Raw genomic sequence first — 17881 nt, forward strand, 5'->3', positions numbered from 1 at the left:
CAGTTTCGAACGTAGCGATCGCGCCGAGGCTCCACCATGCGCAGCGTCGAAAAAACCGCACCACCGGCCGCCAGCAAGGCCTTGCCGAAGATCCCCCGCAGCGTCTGGGCGCTGGGTTTCGTGTCGATGTTCATGGACATTTCCTCGGAGATGATCCACGCCCTGCTGCCGCTGTACATGGTCACCGTGCTCGGCACCTCGGTGGTGGCGGTGGGCGTCATCGAAGGCATTGCCGAGGCCACCGCGTCGATCACCAAGGTGTTTTCCGGCGCCCTCAGCGACCGCTTCGGCAAGCGCAAGCTGCTGACGGTGCTGGGCTATGGCCTGGGCGCGCTGACCAAGCCGGTGTTCCCGATGGCTTCGGGGCTGGAATGGCTGATCGGGGCGCGTTTCGTCGACCGGGTCGGCAAGGGTATCCGCGGCGCGCCGCGCGATGCGCTGGTGGCCGACGTGACCCCGGCCGAACTGCGCGGGGCGGCCTTCGGCCTGCGCCAGGCGCTGGACACGGTCGGCGCCTTCCTCGGGCCGCTGCTGGCGATCCTGCTGATGTGGCTGACCGCCAGCCACTTCCAGACGGTGTTCTGGGTGGCGGTGATCCCGGCGTTTCTGGCCGTGTACATTCTTGTCGCCTTCGTCCGCGAACCGCCGGCTTCGGCAGCGAAAAGCAGCGCCCGCTCGCCGCTGGCATGGCACCAACTGGCACGTTTGGGCCCGGCCTACTGGCGCCTGATCGGCCTGGCGATGGTGTTCACCCTGGGCCGCTTCAGCGAGGCGTTCCTGCTGCTGCGAGCCCAGGACATGGGCCTGGCGCCGCTGTGGGCGCCGGCCGTGCTGGTGTTGATGGCGCTGGCCTACGCGCTGTCGGCCTACCCCGCCGGCGCGCTGTCGGACCGCGTCGGCCGGCGCGGCGTGCTGATGACCGGGCTCGGCTTGCTGGTCGCGGCCGACGTGCTGCTGGCACTAGTGCCGGGCTGGGCCGGGCTGGCGCTGGGGGTGGTGGCCTGGGGCCTGCACCTGGGCTTTACCCAGGGCATCTTCGCGGCGCTGATCGCCGACAGCGCGCCGGCCCACCTGCGCGGCACGGCGTTCGGCCTGTTCAACCTGCTGACCGGGCTGGCGCTGCTGGCCGCCAGCGTGGTGGCGGGGCTGCTGTGGGATGGGCTGGGCTTTCAGGCCACCTTCCTGGTGGGCGCCGGTTTTGCCGGCGCGACCTTGCTGGGCATCGCGCTGCGGGCCTCATGAATGTGGGTCGTGGCTGCGCACGCTGAAGGTCACCACTCCCCAGATGGTCAATTCGTCACCCTCCATGATGTAGCGTGGCGCAAACCGCGGGTTTTCCGAGCGCAGCACCACCTGCGCGCCAATGCGTTGCAACCGCTTGCACAAGGGTTCGCCGTTGACCGCGGCAATCACGATATGGCCGTGGCGCGCCTCGATCGAGCGGTCGACCAGCACCAGGTCGCCGTCGAAGATCCCGGCGCCCTGCATGCTGTCGCCGTCTATCCTGACCAGGTACATGTGCGGCGCGCGCAGGTTGAACAACTCGTCCAGCGAGATGGGTTGCTCCATGTGGTCCGCCGCCGGCGACGGGAACCCCGCCGGAACGCGAAACAGGTAGCGCGGCAGCGCAGCGCTGCCACAGGTGAGCGGGCCCAGGATGGAAGCCATGTCACTGCCTTGAATAATAACTGTATACATATACAGTAATGATATGCCTGCGACCCGGTCAATCTCGGCGTAGGAAATTTCGACAAGTGGGGTGCATGCCATGTGCGGACGCTTCGCCCAGTACCAGGGCCTCGCCGATTACCTGCGTGAACTGGACGCCGAGCAGGACGTGATCAGCGGTTACGACAACCTGCCCATCGGCCGCTACAACGTCGCCCCCGGCAGCCGCGTGCTGATCCTGCACAACGCCGCCGACGGCCTGCGCATCGACCCTTGCCACTGGGGTTGGGCGCCGTTCTGGGCCACCGGCAAGCGGCCTGCGCCGATCAACGCGCGGGTGGAGACGGTGACCACCGGCAAGTTCTTCAAGGCCCTGTGGCCCCAGGGGCGGGCCCTGGTGATGGCTGATGGTTGGTACGAATGGGTAACCGACCCCAACGACCCCAAGCGCAAGCAGCCCTATTTCATTCGCCTGAAAAACCAGGCGCCGATGTTCATGGCGGCGCTGGCGCAGGTGCGTGTGGGGCTCGAGCCGAACGAGGGGGATGGCTTCGTGATCATCACCGCTGCCAGTGATGCCGGGATGGTCGATATCCATGACCGCCGGCCGCTGGTGCTGGCGCCGGCGGATGCGCGGGCGTGGATCGACCCCCAGGTGCCGGCCGCGCAAGCCGAGCGGCTGGCGCGCGAGCAGTGCTTGCCGGTGGAGGCGTTCGAGTGGTTTGCGGTGGGCAAGGCGGTGGGGAATGCGCGCAATGAAGGGGCTGAGTTGATCGTGATGCACGACGCGTGAATGGCGGGGGGTGTTCCGGCCCTATCGCCGGCAAGCCGGCTCCCACAAAGTACCTGTGTACCTGTGGGAGCCGGCTTGCCGGCGATGGGGCCAGCCCATACACCTACACCTGCAGCTCAACCTCCGGCCGCTGCTCGAGGAGCGACCACCCACCCTGCCCATCCACTTCCAGCCGATGGGTATGGAAGTCCGCCAGCGTGCTGCGATGCCCCACACTCACCAGCAAGGTCTGCGGCATCTCCCGGCGCAGCAGCGAATACAGCGCATGCTCCAGCCCTTCATCCATCGCCGACGTCGACTCATCGAGAAACACCACCTGCGGCCGGTTAAACAGCACCCGGGCGAACGCCAGGCGCTGCTGCTCGCCCACCGAGAGGATGTGCGACCAGTCGCAGCTCACCTCCAGCCGCTCAGCCAGGTGCGCCAGGTTGACCTGGCGCAGGGCCTGCTGCATGCGCGGCATGTCCTCGGCCGTGCCGCCGGCGGGGTAGGCGATGGCGGTGCGCAGGTCGCCCAGGGGCAAGTACGGGCGCTGGGAGAGGAACAACGCCTGGGTGCCCGTGGGCCGTCGCACTTCACCCTCGGCATACGGCCACAAGCCCGCCAGCGCACGCAGCAGGGTGGTCTTGCCACTGCCCGAGGGGCCCTTGATCAGCAGCGCCTGGCCGGCGTGCAGGCGCAGGTCGAGGTTGGCGATCAGCGCATGGCCATCGGGGCGCAGCACCTGCAGCCCGCTGATGTCCAAGGCCTGCGCCTGCTCCTCGGTGAGCACCCGCGGCAATGCGGCGGCCTGCCGGTTGGCATCGAGAAAACCGGTCAGACGGTCGAGGGTGGCGCGGTATTGGGCGAAGGTGTCGTAGGACTCGCGGAAGAACGACAGCGAATCCTGCACCTGGCCGAACGCCTGGGAGGTCTGCATCACATCGCCCAGCTTGATCGCGCCACTGAAAAAGCGTGGCGCCTGGAGGATGAACGGGAACACCACGGCCACCTGGCTGACCCCCAGGTTGAAGCCGCTGAACTTCAGGTTCCGGTACACCAGCGCCCAGACATTGACGATCAGCGCGCCGAAGCGCCCGAGCAAGGTCGCCCGCTCCACCGGCGCGCCCTGGTAGAAGGCGATGTTCTCGGCGTTCTCGCGCAGGCGCATCAACGCGTAACGGAAGTTGGCGGTGAGTTTTTCGTTGAGGAAGTTCAGGCGGATCAGCGGCTGGCCGAGGCGGAAGGCAACCCACGTGGCGATCAGCACATACACATAGACGGCGAACACCATCGCCCGCGGGATCTCGTAGCCGGCCACCGTCAACGGCGCCGACAGCCCCCAGAGGATGCCGGTGAAGGCCACCAGCGACACCAGCGCGCTGACCGCGCCCAGCGCCAGCGACACCGAGTTGGTGACGTAGGCGTTGACGTCCAGCTCGATACGCTGGTCGGGGTTGTCCACCGGCTCGGCGAGGAACTGGCCGCGGTAGTAGGCATCGCCGTGCATCCAGTCACCGGTCAGGCGTTCGGTCAGCCACACGCGCCACTGGATGCTGAACGCCTGGGTCACGTAGAAGGTGAACAGCGCGCGCAGCACGTGGAGGGTCGCCAGCACCGCGAACACCCCCAGCAGGTACCAGAAGGCTGCCTGGTCGAGGGCCTGCAAGGCGCTGTAGAAGCCGTTGTACCAGAACGAGAACAGCACGTTCATGCGCACCGAGAACAGCGTCAGCACCAGCAGCAGGGCAAACCCGAGCAACGGCCGCCAACTGCGCCGGAAGGTGAAGTACGGGCCGGCCAGCTGCCAGAACTGCCGGCCCCAGCGCGTGTAGCGCACGGCCAGGGCAGCGGCGGCGGTGAAGCCGATGAGGGTGATGAACGAGGCGATTGCAAGCCAGCTCAGGCTCTCTTGCAGGGCCTGGTGCCAGTTCATGTCCATGGGGGGGTATCCGTGCAGAGTGTTTCCGCGAGCGTAGCATTGTGCCGGGATTATTCTGGCCTAAATGACGGACATTTCATGTTGTCTGTACCGGCCCTATCGCCGGCAAGCCGGCTCCCACAGGTACAGAGGTACATAGGTGCTTTGTGGGAGCCGGCTTGCCGGCGATAGGGCCAGTGCAGCCAACGCCTAACCCAAAGCCTCCACCACCTTGGGGTCCAGCCCCTGCCCCGCATTGGCCGCTATCCACTCCCCCAGCTGCTGGCGCATCGCCGGGGTCCAGAAGCTCAACAGATGCTGCCGCACCCCCTTCACCGCCAGCTCATGGCTCGGCTCACAATCGAAATAATGGGCAATCTGGTTGGCCATCTTGACCAGGTTGTCACTGCTCATCGGCGCACCTCGGCTTGCTCCGCGCTGCGCCGCTCCTCGAGCAAACGCCGCTGTTCATCACTGAAGTCCTGGTAACGCTTCTGCCACTGCGACGGCTGGAACACCTTCACCACCTCCACGGCCGTGACCTTGTATTCCGGGCAGTTGGTGGCCCAGTCGGAGTTGTCGGTGGTGATCACGTTGGCGCCAGACTCGGGGAAGTGGAAGGTGGTGTACACCACCCCCGGCGCCACCCGGCCGCTGACCTTGGCGCGCAGCACCGTCTGCCCGGCGCGGCTGCCGATGCCTACCCAGTCGCCGTCGCGGATGCCACGGCTCTCGGCATCGGTGGGGTGGATTTCCAGGCGGTCGGCATCATGCCAGGCGACGTTGCCGGTGCGCCGGGTCTGGGCGCCGACGTTGTACTGGCTGAGGATGCGCCCGGTGGTCAGCAGCAGCGGGTAGCGGCTGTTGACCTTCTCGTCAGTGGGCACGTAGCCGGTGAGCATGAAGCGCCCCTTGCCGCGCACGAACTGGTCGATGTGCATGGTCGGGGTGCCGTGGGGCGCTACGTCGTTGCACGGCCACTGCAGGCTGCCGTGGCGGTCGATCTCGGCGTAGCTGACGCGGCGAAAGCTCGGTGTCAGGCGGGCGATCTCGTCCATGATCTCGGACGGGTGGCGGTAGTGCATCGGGTAGCCCAGGGCGTTGGCCAGGGCCACCGTGGCTTGCCAGTCGGCCTTGCCGGCCAGCGGCTCCATCACCTTGCGCACCCGCGAAATGCGGCGCTCGGCGTTGGTGAAGGTGCCGTCCTTTTCGAGGAACGAGCTGCCCGGCAGGAACACATGGGCGAACTTGGCCGTTTCGTTGAGGAAGATGTCCTGCACCACCACGCACTCCATGGCGCGCAGGGCGGCGGTGACGTGCTGGGTGTTGGGGTCGCTCTGGGCGATGTCCTCGCCCTGGCAGTACAGGGCCTTGAAGCTGCCATCGAGCGCGGCTTCGAACATGTTGGGGATGCGCAGCCCCGGGTCGGGCTGCAGGGTCACGCCCCAGGCCTGCTCGAACTCGGCGCGCACGCCTTCGTTGGAAATGTGCCGGTAGCCGGGCAGCTCGTGGGGGAACGAGCCCATGTCGCACGAGCCCTGCACGTTGTTCTGCCCGCGCAGCGGGTTCACCCCTACCCCTTCGCGGCCGATGTTGCCGGTGGCCATGGCCAGGTTGGCGATGGCCATCACCGCGGTGCTGCCCTGGCTGTGCTCGGTCACGCCCAGGCCATAGTAGATGGCCGCGTTGCCGCCGGTGGCGTACAGCCGGGCGGCGGCGCGGATTTGTTCGGCAGGCACGCCGCACACCGGCCCCAGAGATTCCGGTGCGTTTTCAGGCAGGCTGACGAAGTCGCGCCAGCGGGCGAAGTCCTCGGTTTCGCAGCGGGCATCGATGAAGCGCTGGGCCAGCAGGCCCTCGCTGACGATCACATGGGCCAGGGCATTGAGCATGGCCACGTTGGTGCCTGGGCGCAGTTGCAGGTGCAGCTCGGCGCGGGCGTGGGGCGAGTCGACCAGGTCGATGCGCCGCGGGTCGATGACGATCAGCCGCGCGCCCTGGCGCAGGCGGCGCTTGAGCTGCGAGCCGAACACCGGGTGCGCGTCGGTGGGGTTGGCACCGATCACCAGCACCACATCGGCCTGCATCACCGAGTCGAAGCTCTGGGTGCCGGCCGACTCGCCCAGGGTCTGCTTGAGGCCGTAGCCGGTGGGGGAATGGCAGACACGCGCGCAGGTGTCGACGTTGTTGTTGCCGAACGCCGTGCGCACCAGTTTCTGCACCAGGTAGGCTTCTTCGTTGGTGCAGCGGCTGGAGGTGATGCCGCCAATCGAATCGCGCCCGTACTTGAGCTGGATGCGCCGGAACTCGCTGGCGGCGTAGGCCACCGCCTCGTCCCAGCTGACTTCCTGCCACGGGTCTTCCAGGCGTTTGCGGATCATCGGCCGGGTGATGCGGTCCGGGTGGGTGGCATAGCCCCAGGCGAAGCGGCCCTTGACGCAGGCGTGGCCGTGGTTGGCGCCGCCGTTCTTGTCCGGGACCATGCGCACCAGCTGGTCGCCCTTCATCTCGGCGCGGAACGAGCAGCCGACGCCGCAATAGGCGCAGGTGGTGATCACCGCCCGCTCGGGCTGGCCGAGCTGCACCAGGCTTTTTTCAGTGAGGGTCGCGGTCGGGCAAGCCTGCACGCAGGCGCCGCAGGAGACGCATTCGGAGGCCAGGAAGTTGTCGCCGCCCGCGGCGGCCACCCGTGATTCGAAACCACGCCCGGTGATGGTCAGGGCGAAAGTGCCCTGGATGTCTTCGCAGGCGCGCACGCAGCGGCTGCAGACGATGCATTTGCTGGGCTCGTAGTCGAAGTACGGGTTGGAGGTGTCCTTTTGCTCGGACAAGTGGTTGGCGCCGGCATAGCCGTAGCGCACCTCGCGCAGGCCGACCTGGCCGGCGACGGTCTGCAGCTCGCAGTTGCCGTTGGCCGAGCAGGTCAGGCAGTCCAGCGGGTGGTCGGAGATGTACAGCTCCATCACGTTGCGGCGCAGGTCGGCCAGGCGCGGGGTCTGCGTGCGCACCACCATGCCTTCGCTGACCGGCGTGGTGCACGAGGCCGGGTAGCCGCGCATGCCGTCGATCTCGACCATGCACATACGGCACGAGCCGAAGGCTTCGAGGCTGTCGGTGGCGCACAGTTTGGGGATGCTGGTGCCGAGCAGCGCCGCGGCGCGCATCACCGAGGTGCCGGCGGGCACGCTGATGCTGCGCCCGTCGATGTTCAGGCTGACCTGTACGTCGCTGTCGCGGGCGGGGGTGCCCAGGTCGCTGGCGGGGTCGAAGTAGTTGATCACTGGGCGGCCTCCGGGGTGGTCAGGCCGAAATCGGCGGGGAAGTACTTGAGCGCGCTGGCCACCGGGTAGGCGGTCATGCCGCCCATGGCGCACAGCGAACCGTATTGCAGGGTGTCGCACAGGTCGCGCAGCAACAGGGCCTGGTCGTGGCGCTCCGTGAAGCCACTGCTGGCGATCAGCCGGTCGACCACTTCCATGCCGCGCGTCGAGCCGATGCGGCACGGGGTGCACTTGCCGCAGGATTCCTCGGCGCAAAACTGCAAGGCGAAGCGCGCCATGCTGGCCATGTTCAGGGTGTCGTCGGCCACCACCACCCCGCCGTGGCCCAGCATCGCGCCCATGGCGGCGAAGGCCTCGTAGTCCAGTGGCGTGTCGAAGTGGCTGGGCGGGACCCAGGCGCCAAGCGGGCCACCGACCTGGGCGGCCTTCAACGGCCGGCCGCTGGCGGTGCCGCCGCCGTAGCCTTCCACCAGCTCGCGCAGGGTCAGGCCGAAGGCACGCTCGACCAGGCCGCCATGGCGGATGTTGCCGGCCAGCTGGAAGGCCATGGTGCCCAGCGAACGGCCCATGCCGAAGTCGCGGTAGAACGCCGCGCCCTTGGCCAGGATGACCGGCACCGACGCCAGGGTGAGCACGTTGTGCACCAGGGTCGGCTGGCCGAACAGGCCCTGCAGGGCTGGCAGCGGCGGCTTGGCGCGGACGATGCCGCGCTTGCCCTCGATGGACTCGAGCAGCGCGGTTTCCTCGCCGCAGATGTAAGCACCGGCACCCTCGCGCACTTCCAGATCGAACGCCTGACCGCTGCCGGCCACGTCCGCGCCCAGGTAGCCGGCAGCGCGGGCGATGGCGATGGCCTGGCCCAGCACGCGGATGGCGTCGGGGTATTCCGAGCGCACATAGAGGTAGCCTTTGCTGGCCCCCACGGCGAGACCTGCGATAAGCATGCCTTCGATCAGCAGGAACGGGTCGCCCTCCATCAGCATGCGGTCGGCGAAGGTGCCGGAGTCGCCTTCGTCGGCGTTGCACACCACGTACTTCTGCACGGCCACGGCGTCGCGCACGGTTCGCCACTTGATCCCGGCCGGGAACGCCGCGCCGCCGCGCCCGCGCAAGCCGGAATCGAGCACGGCCGCGACCACCTCGGCAGCGCCCAGGGCCAAGGCCCGCTCAAGGCCAGTGAAGCCGCCATGGGCGCGGTAGTCGTCCAGCGACAGCGGCCGGGTGATCCCCGCACGGGCGAACAGCAGGCGTTGCTGGCTTTTCAGGTAAGGGATCTGTTCCACCGGCCCCAGCGCCAATGAATGGCCGCCCGGCTCGCCGGCCAAGGCATCGAGCAGCGCGGGCACCGCCTCAGGCGTGACCGGGCCAAAGCCGTTGCGCCCTTGCGGGCCATCGCACTCCACCAGCGGCTCCAGCCAATAAAGGCCGCGCGCGCTGGTGCGCTGGATGTCGATGGGCAACTGCCGGCGCTCGGCCTCGCGCTGCAGGGCCGCGGCGACCTGGTCGGCGCCCACGGCTCGCGCCACGGAATCACAGGCAATGAACAGCTTCAGCATGCTGCGTCCTCCAGGCAACCGTTCACCAGCGCCCGCAGGCGTTCGGGGGTGAGCCGTGCATGCACCTGGCCGTCCAGCTCCAGGGCCGGCGAACAGGCGCAGGCGCCCAGGCAGTACACCGGGCGCAGGCTGATGGCGCCATCGGCGCTGGTGCCGTGGTCGTCCAGCGCCAGCTGGTCACGCAGTTGCGCGGCCAACGCTTCGCTGCCGCGGCTCTGGCACGACTCGGCCCGGCACAGGCGCAAGGTATGGCGGGCCGGCGGCGCAGTGCGAAAGTCGTGGTAGAAGCTGATCACCCCGCGCACTTCGGCAAGGCTGAGGTTGAGGGCGTGGGCGACCTGAGGCACGGCGGCCTCGGGGATGAAGCCGATGGCGTCCTGGATGGCGTGAAGGATCGGCAACAGGGCGCCGGGGGCGTCCTTCTCGCGGCTCAGGATGCTCTGGATGGCAGGCAGGTGAAGCAGTTCATCAGGCATTCAGCGGACCTCGGCATCACGGACCCTGCCTGGATGGGTAGGCGGGGCAGGTATCCGGCGTGTTCTGCTGCGGCATACCGGCCACGCCACGGTTGCGTGTCGGCCGCCTCCTTGCCGATGGCCGTGCGTCTGCGCGCACTGGGCTCACGGCATCACACAAGCATGGCACTTGTAGCGCCAGGCAGATGCATGCGAGCGACCAGGCGCGTCCTGAAACCGACCCGCTCAGAACAGCTCGATGGGCAGGCTGACGATCAGCCGATTCTCGGTGAAGTCGTTCGTGCCGAAATCACGCCCCACCTTGGCATTGATCCAGCGAACGCTCAGCCCCTGCAGCTGGCGAAACTGGAAGGTGTAGGTGAGCGCCACATCACGCTCCCATTCGCGCCCATCCGCCGTGTCGGCATTGCGCACCTGGTCGCCATGGGTATAGCGCGCCAGCAGCATCAAGCCGGGGATGCCCAATGCGGCAAAGTTGTAGTCGTAGCGCAGTTGCCAGGAGCGCTCGTTGGCGTACACGAAGGTGTTGGCGAACATGTCGTTGGCCAGGGTGCTGCCCAGGGTGCGGTCGATGGTGACCCAGCCATCCTCCCCGTACATCCGCTGCAAGCCCAGGTAGAAGCGGTGGCCGCCGTGCGCGGCCGACAGCAGCAGCGACGCCGCCTGGTTGTCCAGCTGCCCCGCGAAGGCTCGCCCCGCCTCGCGCGTGTCGAAGGCGCCGAGCACGCCGCCGAGCGTCCAGCCACCTAGCGGCTGGGCATGGGCAATGCTGTAGTAGTTCTGCCGGTAGACGTCTTGCAGCTCGGCCGTCCATGCACCCAGCACCGACGCCTGGCCCAGGCGGTACTCACCGCCCAGGAAGGTGAAACGGTCCGAGGTGGCCGTTGCCACGGTGCGGCCGGCGATCGATGGATAAAGCGCTTCGCTGTCCGCCGCACTGCGCGGGCTGAAGGCGTGGATGCGCCCGGCCTGCAGGGTGAGGTGGTCGATGGCGTTCGAGGTGAGCATGGCGCCCTGGAAGCTCTGCGGCAGCAGGCGGCCGTCGTTGTAGCGCAAGATCGGCAGCTCTGGCAGGAGTTCGCCCACACGCAATTCGGTACGCGCCAGGCGCACCTTCGCGGTCAGGCCCAGCCGCCCGTAATCACCCGGGGCGCGGCCGTCATCATGGTCATAGGGCAGCAATTCGGTGCCGGTGCGGTCCGGGCTGCTGTCCAGCTTCACGCCCAACAGCCCCAGCACATCCAGCCCGGCGCCGAGCACCCCCTGGCTGTAGCCGGAGGTGGCTTTGAAGATGAAGCCCTGGGCCCATTCCTGGCGCTGGCTTTGCACCGCGCCGGTGTCGCGGTAGTCGCGATCGAAGTAGTAATTGCGCAGCAGCAACGTCGCCTTGCTTTCGTCGACGAGCCCCGCATCAGCATCCAGCGCGCAGGCGCACAGGCACAGCAAACCCGCCCAGCCAGTGGGCAGCTTGACGTTCAACATGGCGAATTCCTTTGTTGTACTTGTTGTGGAATACGGCGGACGTGACTTACTGCACCAGCAACAGCGCCCCGGAGACGAAGGCGAAGATCAGCACGAAGCGCCTAAGGCGCGCTTCATCGAGGTAATTGCGCACCCAGTTGCTGGCGATCACACCCAGCGCCAAGGGCAAGCACAGGGCCAGCACCGGAGACAGCTGTTCGGTGCGCAGATGCCCGCCCAGGGCCAGCACCACCAGCGAGATCACCTCCCCCACCAAAAAGCACAGCGCCACCGACCCTCTCAAGGTGGCCACCGGCGAGTGCTGGTACACCAGGGCAAGCGGCGGGCCACCGACGCCGGTGGCGGTTTCGGTAATGCCGGTGATGACCCCCGTGGAAATCAGCGCCCGCCGCCCCGGCACGAAGGAAGGCGCCATCCAGGTGACCAGGCAGGCGGCGATGGTCGACAGGCCGATGAACAGGTTCAGCTGCGAAAGCGGCAGCCAGAGCAGGATCCACACCCCGCCAAAGGTGCCGGCGAAGCGCCCCAGGGTAATCCACGAACTGCCCCTGAAGTCGATGGCGCGGCGTTCGCGCCAGGCGACGGCTGCGTTCAACGGCAGCATGAGGATCAACAGGCTCACCGGCAGCGTCTGGGGCGCCAGCAGGCCCATCACCGGCGCCACGATCAGCGCGAAGCCCATGCCGGTGGCGCCCTGGACGAGCGCGCCGCAGGCCACGGCGACAGCGATGAGGTACAGGGGGTCGAAAGGTAGATTCATTTTTTGCTCGTTCCACGGGAGTCACGCCACAGTCGGCAGGGGATGCACTTTATGGATGGGCGCCTGGTGCACGACGCTTCTGGCCAGCTCGTCCACCTGGCGCATCAGCGCGCGGGCGTCCCAATCGGTCGGCCAGCCTTGCCACAGGCGCAGCTTGCCGTGCACCACGACGGCCTGGATCTGCTCGCGGTTGGCCAGCCGGACCAGGTCCCAGCTGAGGTTCCACGACGGCAGCAGCTCCGGCACCGCCAGGTCCACCAGCAAAAAATCCGCCGCCCGGCCGGCGGCGATGCTGCCGGTCACCTGGCCCAAGCCCAGCGCGTCGGCGGCCTGGCGGGTCGCCATGTCGAGCCACAGCTGGCCACCGCCACACACCGAGTCGCCGACCGGCAAGCCATGGGCAAAGCGTTGCGCCGCCTCGGCGTAGTCGAGCAGGCGGAAGCCATCGCCGCGGGTGCCATCGGTGCCGAGCGCCACGGGGATGCCCAGGCAGTGCATCAAATGCGCCTGGGCCACGGCATTGCCCTTCCAGGCACTGGCCACCGGGTTGTAGCTGACCGTGGCGCCGCTCTCGCGCAACAGGCAGATTTCGTTCGAGGTGAGCAGCGTTGCGTGGGCGAGCAGCGCCCCAGGGCCCAGCGCACCGGCCCGGTGCAGGTGCTCCAACGGGCGCACGCCGTAGCGTTCGAGCGAGCGCTCGACCGCGACCAGGTGCTCGTTGACATGGCTCTGGAACACCCTCCCCGCTTCACGGCACAGGCCATACACCGCCCCCAGGGTGCTGTCGGTGGCAATTTCCGGAATCGGCACCGCCAAAGACGGCGTGATCAGCGGGTCATTGTCCCACTGCGCGAGGTGTTGCTGCGCCCGCGAAAGCACCCCGGCGGCATCCAGCACCCGCTCACCTTCGAGGTCGTTGCAGGTTTTTGCCAGCACGCAGCGCATGCCCACTTCATGCACCGCCTGGGCGATGGCCTCGACCCCTTCCCTGGAGCGGGTACCGGCATCGCACACGGTGGTGAAGCCGCCGCGCAGCGATTCGAATGCCGCCAGCTTGCTGGTCAGGTACAGCAGGTCGGTATCGAGCGAGCCCTCGAGCGGGATCCACACCCGGCGGAAGATCTCCGACGGTTCGCCAAACACCAGCCCTTTGCCAAAGCTCTGGCTGAGGTGGTGATGGGTATCGATGAAGCCGGGCATGATCAACTGGTTTTCCAGCCGCAGCAGCGCATGGCCTGGGTACCGGGCCTGCAGCAGCGCCAGCGGCCCGACGTCGGCAAAGCGGCCATCGACCACCAGCACGGCCTGCCCGCGGCGCGGCCCTTCGGGCAGCAACAGCCAGTCAGGGGCCAGCAACTGGCCGGCAGCCAGCAGTTGTTCAGGCGCAAGCGCCAAATGCTTGGAAACAATGGAGTTCATAAGTGAGCCTTAGTGTACGCGTCAGGGATTGAGCAGCTTGGCCTTGGCATCTGCCGAAGAGGCTTTGGCGCCCGTGCAATGGAAGAGGAAGTTCATGACCGCCGCAGTGAGCGCGCCCATGGCCACGCCGTTACCGAGCAGGCCGGCCACGCCACTGGGGAACTGGCTGTAGACGCCCGGCACGAGAATCGGCAGCAGGCCGACTGCCAGGGCGACAGACACCACGTACAGGTTGCCGTGGCTGCGCATGTCCACTTTGCGCAGCATGTCGATGCCCATGGTGCCGACGATGGCGAACACGATCAGGCTGGTGCCGCCGACCACGGCCTCGGGCACGCCTTCGATCAGCCGCGCCAGCGGCGCCAGCACGGCGAACAGCAGCAGCAACACCCCGGAAACGGCCGTTACATAGCGTGAGCGCACCTGGGTGGCGCGGATCACACCGATGTTCTCGCCGCTGGTGATGATCAGCGAAGTGCCCATGAAGCCGCCCAGGATCGAGGTCAAGGCGTCCCCGCGAATGGTGCGCACCACATCGCGGTCGACATCCAGGGGCTTGTCCACCGCCTCGCTGATCGCCACCGTCTGCCCCGTGGCCTCGACCATCGAAACCAGGCAGAACAGCATCAGCGGGATGGAGGCGAACAGGTCGAAGTGCGGCACGCCAAAGGGCATGAAGGCAGGGAGGCTGAACAGCGGGGCGTCACCGCCGCCTGAATAATCGAAAGCGCCCAGCGCCACCGCCAGCAAGCTGCCCCCCAGCAGGCCGAGCAGAATCGACAGCTGCGCCAGCATGCCCCGCAACAGCCGGGCGCAGGCCACGGTGATGGCGATGGTGGCGAAGGCCAGCAGCAGTTGCTCGGGCGCGGCGAAGTGGCTGCTGCCAGGCTGGCCGACGATCAACTGCCCCGAGAGCTTGACCAGGTTGACCGCCACCAGCAGCAACATGGTGCCGACCACCACGGACGGAAAAAACCGCAGCAGCCGTCGGAACAGCGGCAATACCAGGAAGTAGAACGCGCCCGTGAGGATCACCGCACCGGACGCGGTGGCGACCCCGTTCTGCTGGGCGATCAGGATGAACAGCATGATCGGCGCGCCGCCCGGCAGCATGATGAACGGCAGCCGCGCGCCACAGCCGCGCAGGCCCAGCGACTGCACCAGCGTGCCCAGGCCGCAGACCAGGAAGGTGGCGCTGAGCAACTGCAGGGTCAACGCACTGGAAAAGCCCAGCGCGGTGGCCATCAGAAACACCGAGGCAATCGGCGATGCCGCCATCACCAGCACATGCTGGGCACCAAACATCAACAGCTGGCGCCAGGGCAGGCGCTCGTCAACAGGGCAAAGCGGTGTATCCACGCGATTCGGCATATCCCACCTCAAGCTGAGCCGCCTTGGGCGGCCCATTGAATTATTGTTATTAAGCGCTGGGTGAAGCCGCCTGGAAAATGCAGGTATTTACCAGACCAAATCGATTTTTATACTTACCCAAATCGATTTAGTTGAAATCTAGACTCAACCCTTGGCAGTGTCAACGGCTGTTCGACACGGGCCGCCAAGTAGCCGCTGACTTTGTGGCAGCGTATAACTGCGGCCATCGTTCAAAGAGCCGCCCCGCCCATGCCCAGCAGCCCTTCTCGCCGCCCCACCATCGCCGATGTCGCCGACGCTGCAGGCGTTTCGCGCACCACCGTTTCCCACGCCTTGAACGACCGTGGGCAGGTCGACCCGCAGACGCGGGCCATGGTCAAGGCCGTGGCCGAGCGCCTTGGCTACAGCCCCAACCTGCGCGCCCAGCGCCTGCGCACCGGCCGCGCCAATGCCATCGCCCTGCTCTCGTCCATGCCATTCGCGGTTGCCGGTGGCTCCTCGCGCCTGGGCTTCTTGATGGAGATCGCCGCCACCGCGACCGAGGCGGCCATGCGCCAAGGCGTGGCACTGGTGCTGGTGCCGCCGATGGACGAAGCGCAGGCATTGCTGCACACGCTGGACATCGACGGCGCGGTGATCATCGAACCGGTCGCCGACGACCCCAACGTCGCCTGCCTGCGCAAGCGCGGGGTAAACGTGGTGACCATCGGGCGCCAGCCCGAGGCCCGGGAGGCGCTGCCGTACATCGACATGCACGGCGAACAGACCGGCGCGCTGCTGCTCGAGCACCTGCAGCGACAGGGCGCACGGCACATCGGCCTGATCATCGGCGCGCAGGCCCGGCATTCCTACCTGGACATGGAGCGGGCCTACCGCGCCTATTGCGCGCGTCACGGCCAGGTGGCGGCGATCGTGCGGGCCGATGAAGGCGGTGGCGAAGCGGCGGGCGCGGCGGCCTGCCTGCAACTGCTGCAGGCACACCCTGGCATCGACGGCCTGTGCGTGCCGGTCGACGCCTTCGCCACCGGCGCCGTGCAGGCGCTGCAGGGCAGCGGGCGGCAGGTGCCGGAGGATGTGAAAGTGGTCACCCGCTATGACGGCTTGCGTGCGCGGGAATGCTCCCCACCCCTGACATCGCTGGACATGCACCTTGAAGAGGTGAGCGCGCTCGCCATCGAACTGCTGTTCGAACACATCAACGGCACTGGCGCGCGCGAATGCATCCATGCCCCCATGCCCAGCCTGGTGGTGCGCGACTCAACCCGGCAGGCATAGCGCCATTCGCGCCACTTGATGGATTTTCCATGCCTGGATGACGCAATTTTCACATACGGCAGATTAGCGTCACCGCCTTTCGGCAGCGTGCCCACTTGGCCGCCGCCATGGTTCTAAGAGGCAAACGTGGCAAACACTGCATCCCCATCCGCGCCCAAGCGCGTGGACTGGGCCGGCCTGGGCTGGCTCCTGCTGTTCTTCTGGTACTTCTCCGGCGTCACCCAGGCGCTCTTGCTGTTCAGCGGCACGACCGGCTTTGCCGGCTTTCGTGACTCGCTGTTCCTCAGCACCCTGTGGCTTGCCCCGGTGCTGTTGCTGCCGCGTTTCACCCGCGCCACCACCGCAGTCATCGGCCTGGTGCTGTGGGCTGCCTCGCTGGTAGGGCTGAGCTACTTCGGCATCTATCGCCAGGAGTTCTCGCAGAGCGTGATCTTCGTGATGTTCGAGTCGAACACCGCCGAAGCCGGGGAATACTTCAGCCAGTACTTCAACATCTGGCTGATGCTGGCGTTGCTGCTGTACACCGTGGGCGCCGTGCTGCTGTGGAAACGCGTGCGGCCGGTCACCCTGCCCCTGCGCAGCCGCCTGCCGGTGGTGCTGCTGTTGCTGGCGGCCACCCTGGTGTTCCCGTTTTACAAGCAGATGGTCACGCAGGAACGCAACTTCGCCGACGCCCTGGAGAAGGTCCAGCAGCGCATGGAGCCTGCGGTGCCGTGGCAACTGCTGGTGGGCTACAAACAGTACCGCCAGCAGCTCGACAACATGCAGGCCCTGCTGGCCCAGAACGCCGCGCTGCCGCCCTTGCAGCAGCTGCAGGACAGCAGCGGCGACGCCCCGCGCACCCTGGTGCTGGTGCTGGGCGAGTCGACCACCCGCGAGCACATGCACCTGTATGGCTACAACCGCGACACCACGCCCAACCTCGACGCCCTGGCCGCCAGCGACAAGGGCCTGACGGTGTTCCAGAACGTGGTTTCGCCGCGCCCCTACACCATCGAGGTGATGCAGCAGATCCTGACCTTCGGCGACGAGCAGAACCCTGACCGCTTCCTCACCGACCCGTCGCTGATCAACTTGATGAAACAGGCAGGCTACAAGACCTTCTGGATCACCAACCAGCAGACCATGACCAAGCGCAACACCATGCTCACCACCTTCTCCCAGCAGACGGACGAGCAGGCGTACCTGAACAACCAGCGCAGCCAGAACGCCAGCCAGTACGACGATGTGGTGCTCGCGCCGTTCGAAAAGGCCCTGCAGGACCCGGCCAAGAACAAGTTCATCATCATCCATCTGCTTGGCACGCACATGGACTACCGCTACCGCTACCCGCAGGACTACGAGCACTTCACCGACCGCCAGGGCGCCCCTGCGGCGCTGAGCGACAGCCAGGTGGAAACCTACAACTTCTATGACAACGCGGTGCGCTACAACGACTACGTGGTGTCGAGCCTGATCAAGCGCTATGCGGCCACCACGCCCAACGGCTTCTTGATGTACCTGTCGGACCATGGCGAGGATGTGTACAGCTCCGGCGACCATGACCGCCTGGGCCGCAACGAAGGCGCGCCGACCCGGCCGATGTACACCATCCCGTTCCTGCTGTGGACGTCCCCCAGCTGGCAGGCGGCCCACCCGCGTGACCTGCAGGCCCTGGCCAACCGGCCGTACAGCAGCTCGCACCTGATCCACACGCTGTCGGACCTGGCTGGCCTGAGCTACGACCGCTTCGAGCCGGCGAAAAGCCTGGTGAGCCCGCAGTTCGTGGTGGCGCCGCGCTGGATCGGCGACCCGTACCGCAAGGACGGCCTGCACGAGTTCGACAAGCTGCCCCAGGACAAGGCCGAGCAGGTGCAGAAAACGGCCGACATCAGCCAGGAACAACCCGCCAGGCACTGAG

At 67.1% G+C, this 17881-nt stretch carries 14 protein-coding genes; 4 read left to right on the plus strand and 10 right to left on the minus strand.

The window, feature by feature from the left end:
- Positions 1 to 36: 36 nt before the first annotated feature.
- Positions 37 to 1242: an MFS transporter gene (locus L6D75_RS20865; protein WP_176512126.1), complete on the plus strand. Its 1206-nt coding sequence runs from the start codon at positions 37 to 39 to the stop codon at positions 1240 to 1242.
- Here the strand turns inward: L6D75_RS20865 and L6D75_RS20870 are convergent.
- Entirely contained in the window at positions 1237 to 1668 is a 432-nt protein-coding gene (locus L6D75_RS20870; RefSeq protein ID WP_176512127.1) for a LexA family protein, read from the minus strand. The two genes, L6D75_RS20865 and L6D75_RS20870, sit on opposite strands and share 6 nt — an antisense overlap.
- A 100-nt stretch (positions 1669 to 1768) precedes the next feature.
- Here L6D75_RS20870 and L6D75_RS20875 point away from each other — a divergent pair, with 100 nt between their 5' ends.
- A complete protein-coding gene (locus L6D75_RS20875) occupies positions 1769 to 2461 on the plus strand; it encodes an SOS response-associated peptidase family protein (RefSeq protein ID WP_176512128.1) in 693 nt (230 codons plus the stop codon).
- A 103-nt stretch (positions 2462 to 2564) separates the two neighbouring features.
- On the opposite strand, the gene L6D75_RS20880 is transcribed toward L6D75_RS20875, so the two are convergent.
- The 9 genes from L6D75_RS20880 to L6D75_RS20920 all read right to left on the minus strand — a co-directional run bounded on the left by L6D75_RS20880 (position 2565) and on the right by L6D75_RS20920 (position 14706).
- A complete protein-coding gene (locus L6D75_RS20880) occupies positions 2565 to 4382 on the minus strand; it encodes an ABC transporter ATP-binding protein/permease (protein WP_176512129.1) in 1818 nt (605 codons plus the stop codon).
- 189 nt (positions 4383 to 4571) lie between these two features.
- Positions 4572 to 4775, minus strand: coding sequence for a formate dehydrogenase subunit delta (locus L6D75_RS20885; RefSeq protein ID WP_176512130.1), 204 nt, complete (start codon positions 4773 to 4775; stop codon positions 4572 to 4574).
- On the minus strand, positions 4772 to 7642 hold the full coding sequence (gene fdhF / locus L6D75_RS20890; protein WP_176512131.1) for a formate dehydrogenase subunit alpha: 2871 nt from the start codon (positions 7640 to 7642) through the stop codon (positions 4772 to 4774). Before fdhF ends, L6D75_RS20885 begins: the two co-directional genes overlap by 4 nt.
- Positions 7639 to 9198 (minus strand): formate dehydrogenase beta subunit, encoded by a 1560-nt coding sequence (locus L6D75_RS20895; protein WP_176512132.1) that lies wholly within the window; start codon positions 9196 to 9198, stop codon positions 7639 to 7641. The genes fdhF and L6D75_RS20895 overlap by 4 nt, the downstream gene beginning before the upstream one ends.
- Complete coding sequence (locus tag L6D75_RS20900) at positions 9192 to 9674, minus strand: formate dehydrogenase subunit gamma (protein WP_176512133.1); 483 nt, start codon at positions 9672 to 9674, stop codon at positions 9192 to 9194. Before L6D75_RS20900 ends, L6D75_RS20895 begins: the two co-directional genes overlap by 7 nt.
- A 225-nt stretch (positions 9675 to 9899) precedes the next feature.
- Positions 9900 to 11156 (minus strand): OprD family porin, encoded by a 1257-nt coding sequence (locus tag L6D75_RS20905; RefSeq protein ID WP_176512134.1) that lies wholly within the window; start codon positions 11154 to 11156, stop codon positions 9900 to 9902.
- 46 nt (positions 11157 to 11202) lie between these two features.
- On the minus strand, positions 11203 to 11916 hold the full coding sequence (locus L6D75_RS20910; protein WP_176512135.1) for a sulfite exporter TauE/SafE family protein: 714 nt from the start codon (positions 11914 to 11916) through the stop codon (positions 11203 to 11205).
- Positions 11917 to 11937: 21 nt separating this feature from the next.
- A complete protein-coding gene (locus L6D75_RS20915) occupies positions 11938 to 13335 on the minus strand; it encodes an amidohydrolase family protein (protein ID WP_176512136.1) in 1398 nt (465 codons plus the stop codon).
- Positions 13336 to 13356: 21 nt separating this feature from the next.
- Positions 13357 to 14706 carry a uracil-xanthine permease family protein gene (locus tag L6D75_RS20920; protein WP_176512137.1) on the minus strand — a complete coding sequence of 450 codons (1350 nt, stop codon included), beginning with the start codon at positions 14704 to 14706 and terminating at the stop codon, positions 13357 to 13359.
- A gap of 249 nt (positions 14707 to 14955) precedes the next feature.
- Here L6D75_RS20920 and L6D75_RS20925 point away from each other — a divergent pair, with 249 nt between their 5' ends.
- Positions 14956 to 15981: a LacI family DNA-binding transcriptional regulator gene (locus L6D75_RS20925; RefSeq protein WP_176512138.1), complete on the plus strand. Its 1026-nt coding sequence runs from the start codon at positions 14956 to 14958 to the stop codon at positions 15979 to 15981.
- 126 nt (positions 15982 to 16107) lie between these two features.
- The gene (locus tag L6D75_RS20930; protein ID WP_176512139.1) at positions 16108 to 17880 is read left to right on the plus strand and encodes a phosphoethanolamine transferase CptA; all 1773 of its coding nucleotides are present in this window, start codon (positions 16108 to 16110) and stop codon (positions 17878 to 17880) included.
- Position 17881: the final 1 nt, after the last annotated feature.

Origin of the sequence: Pseudomonas faucium, from assembly GCF_021602585.1 — a bacterium.
Lineage (GTDB): Bacteria > Pseudomonadota > Gammaproteobacteria > Pseudomonadales > Pseudomonadaceae > Aquipseudomonas > Aquipseudomonas faucium.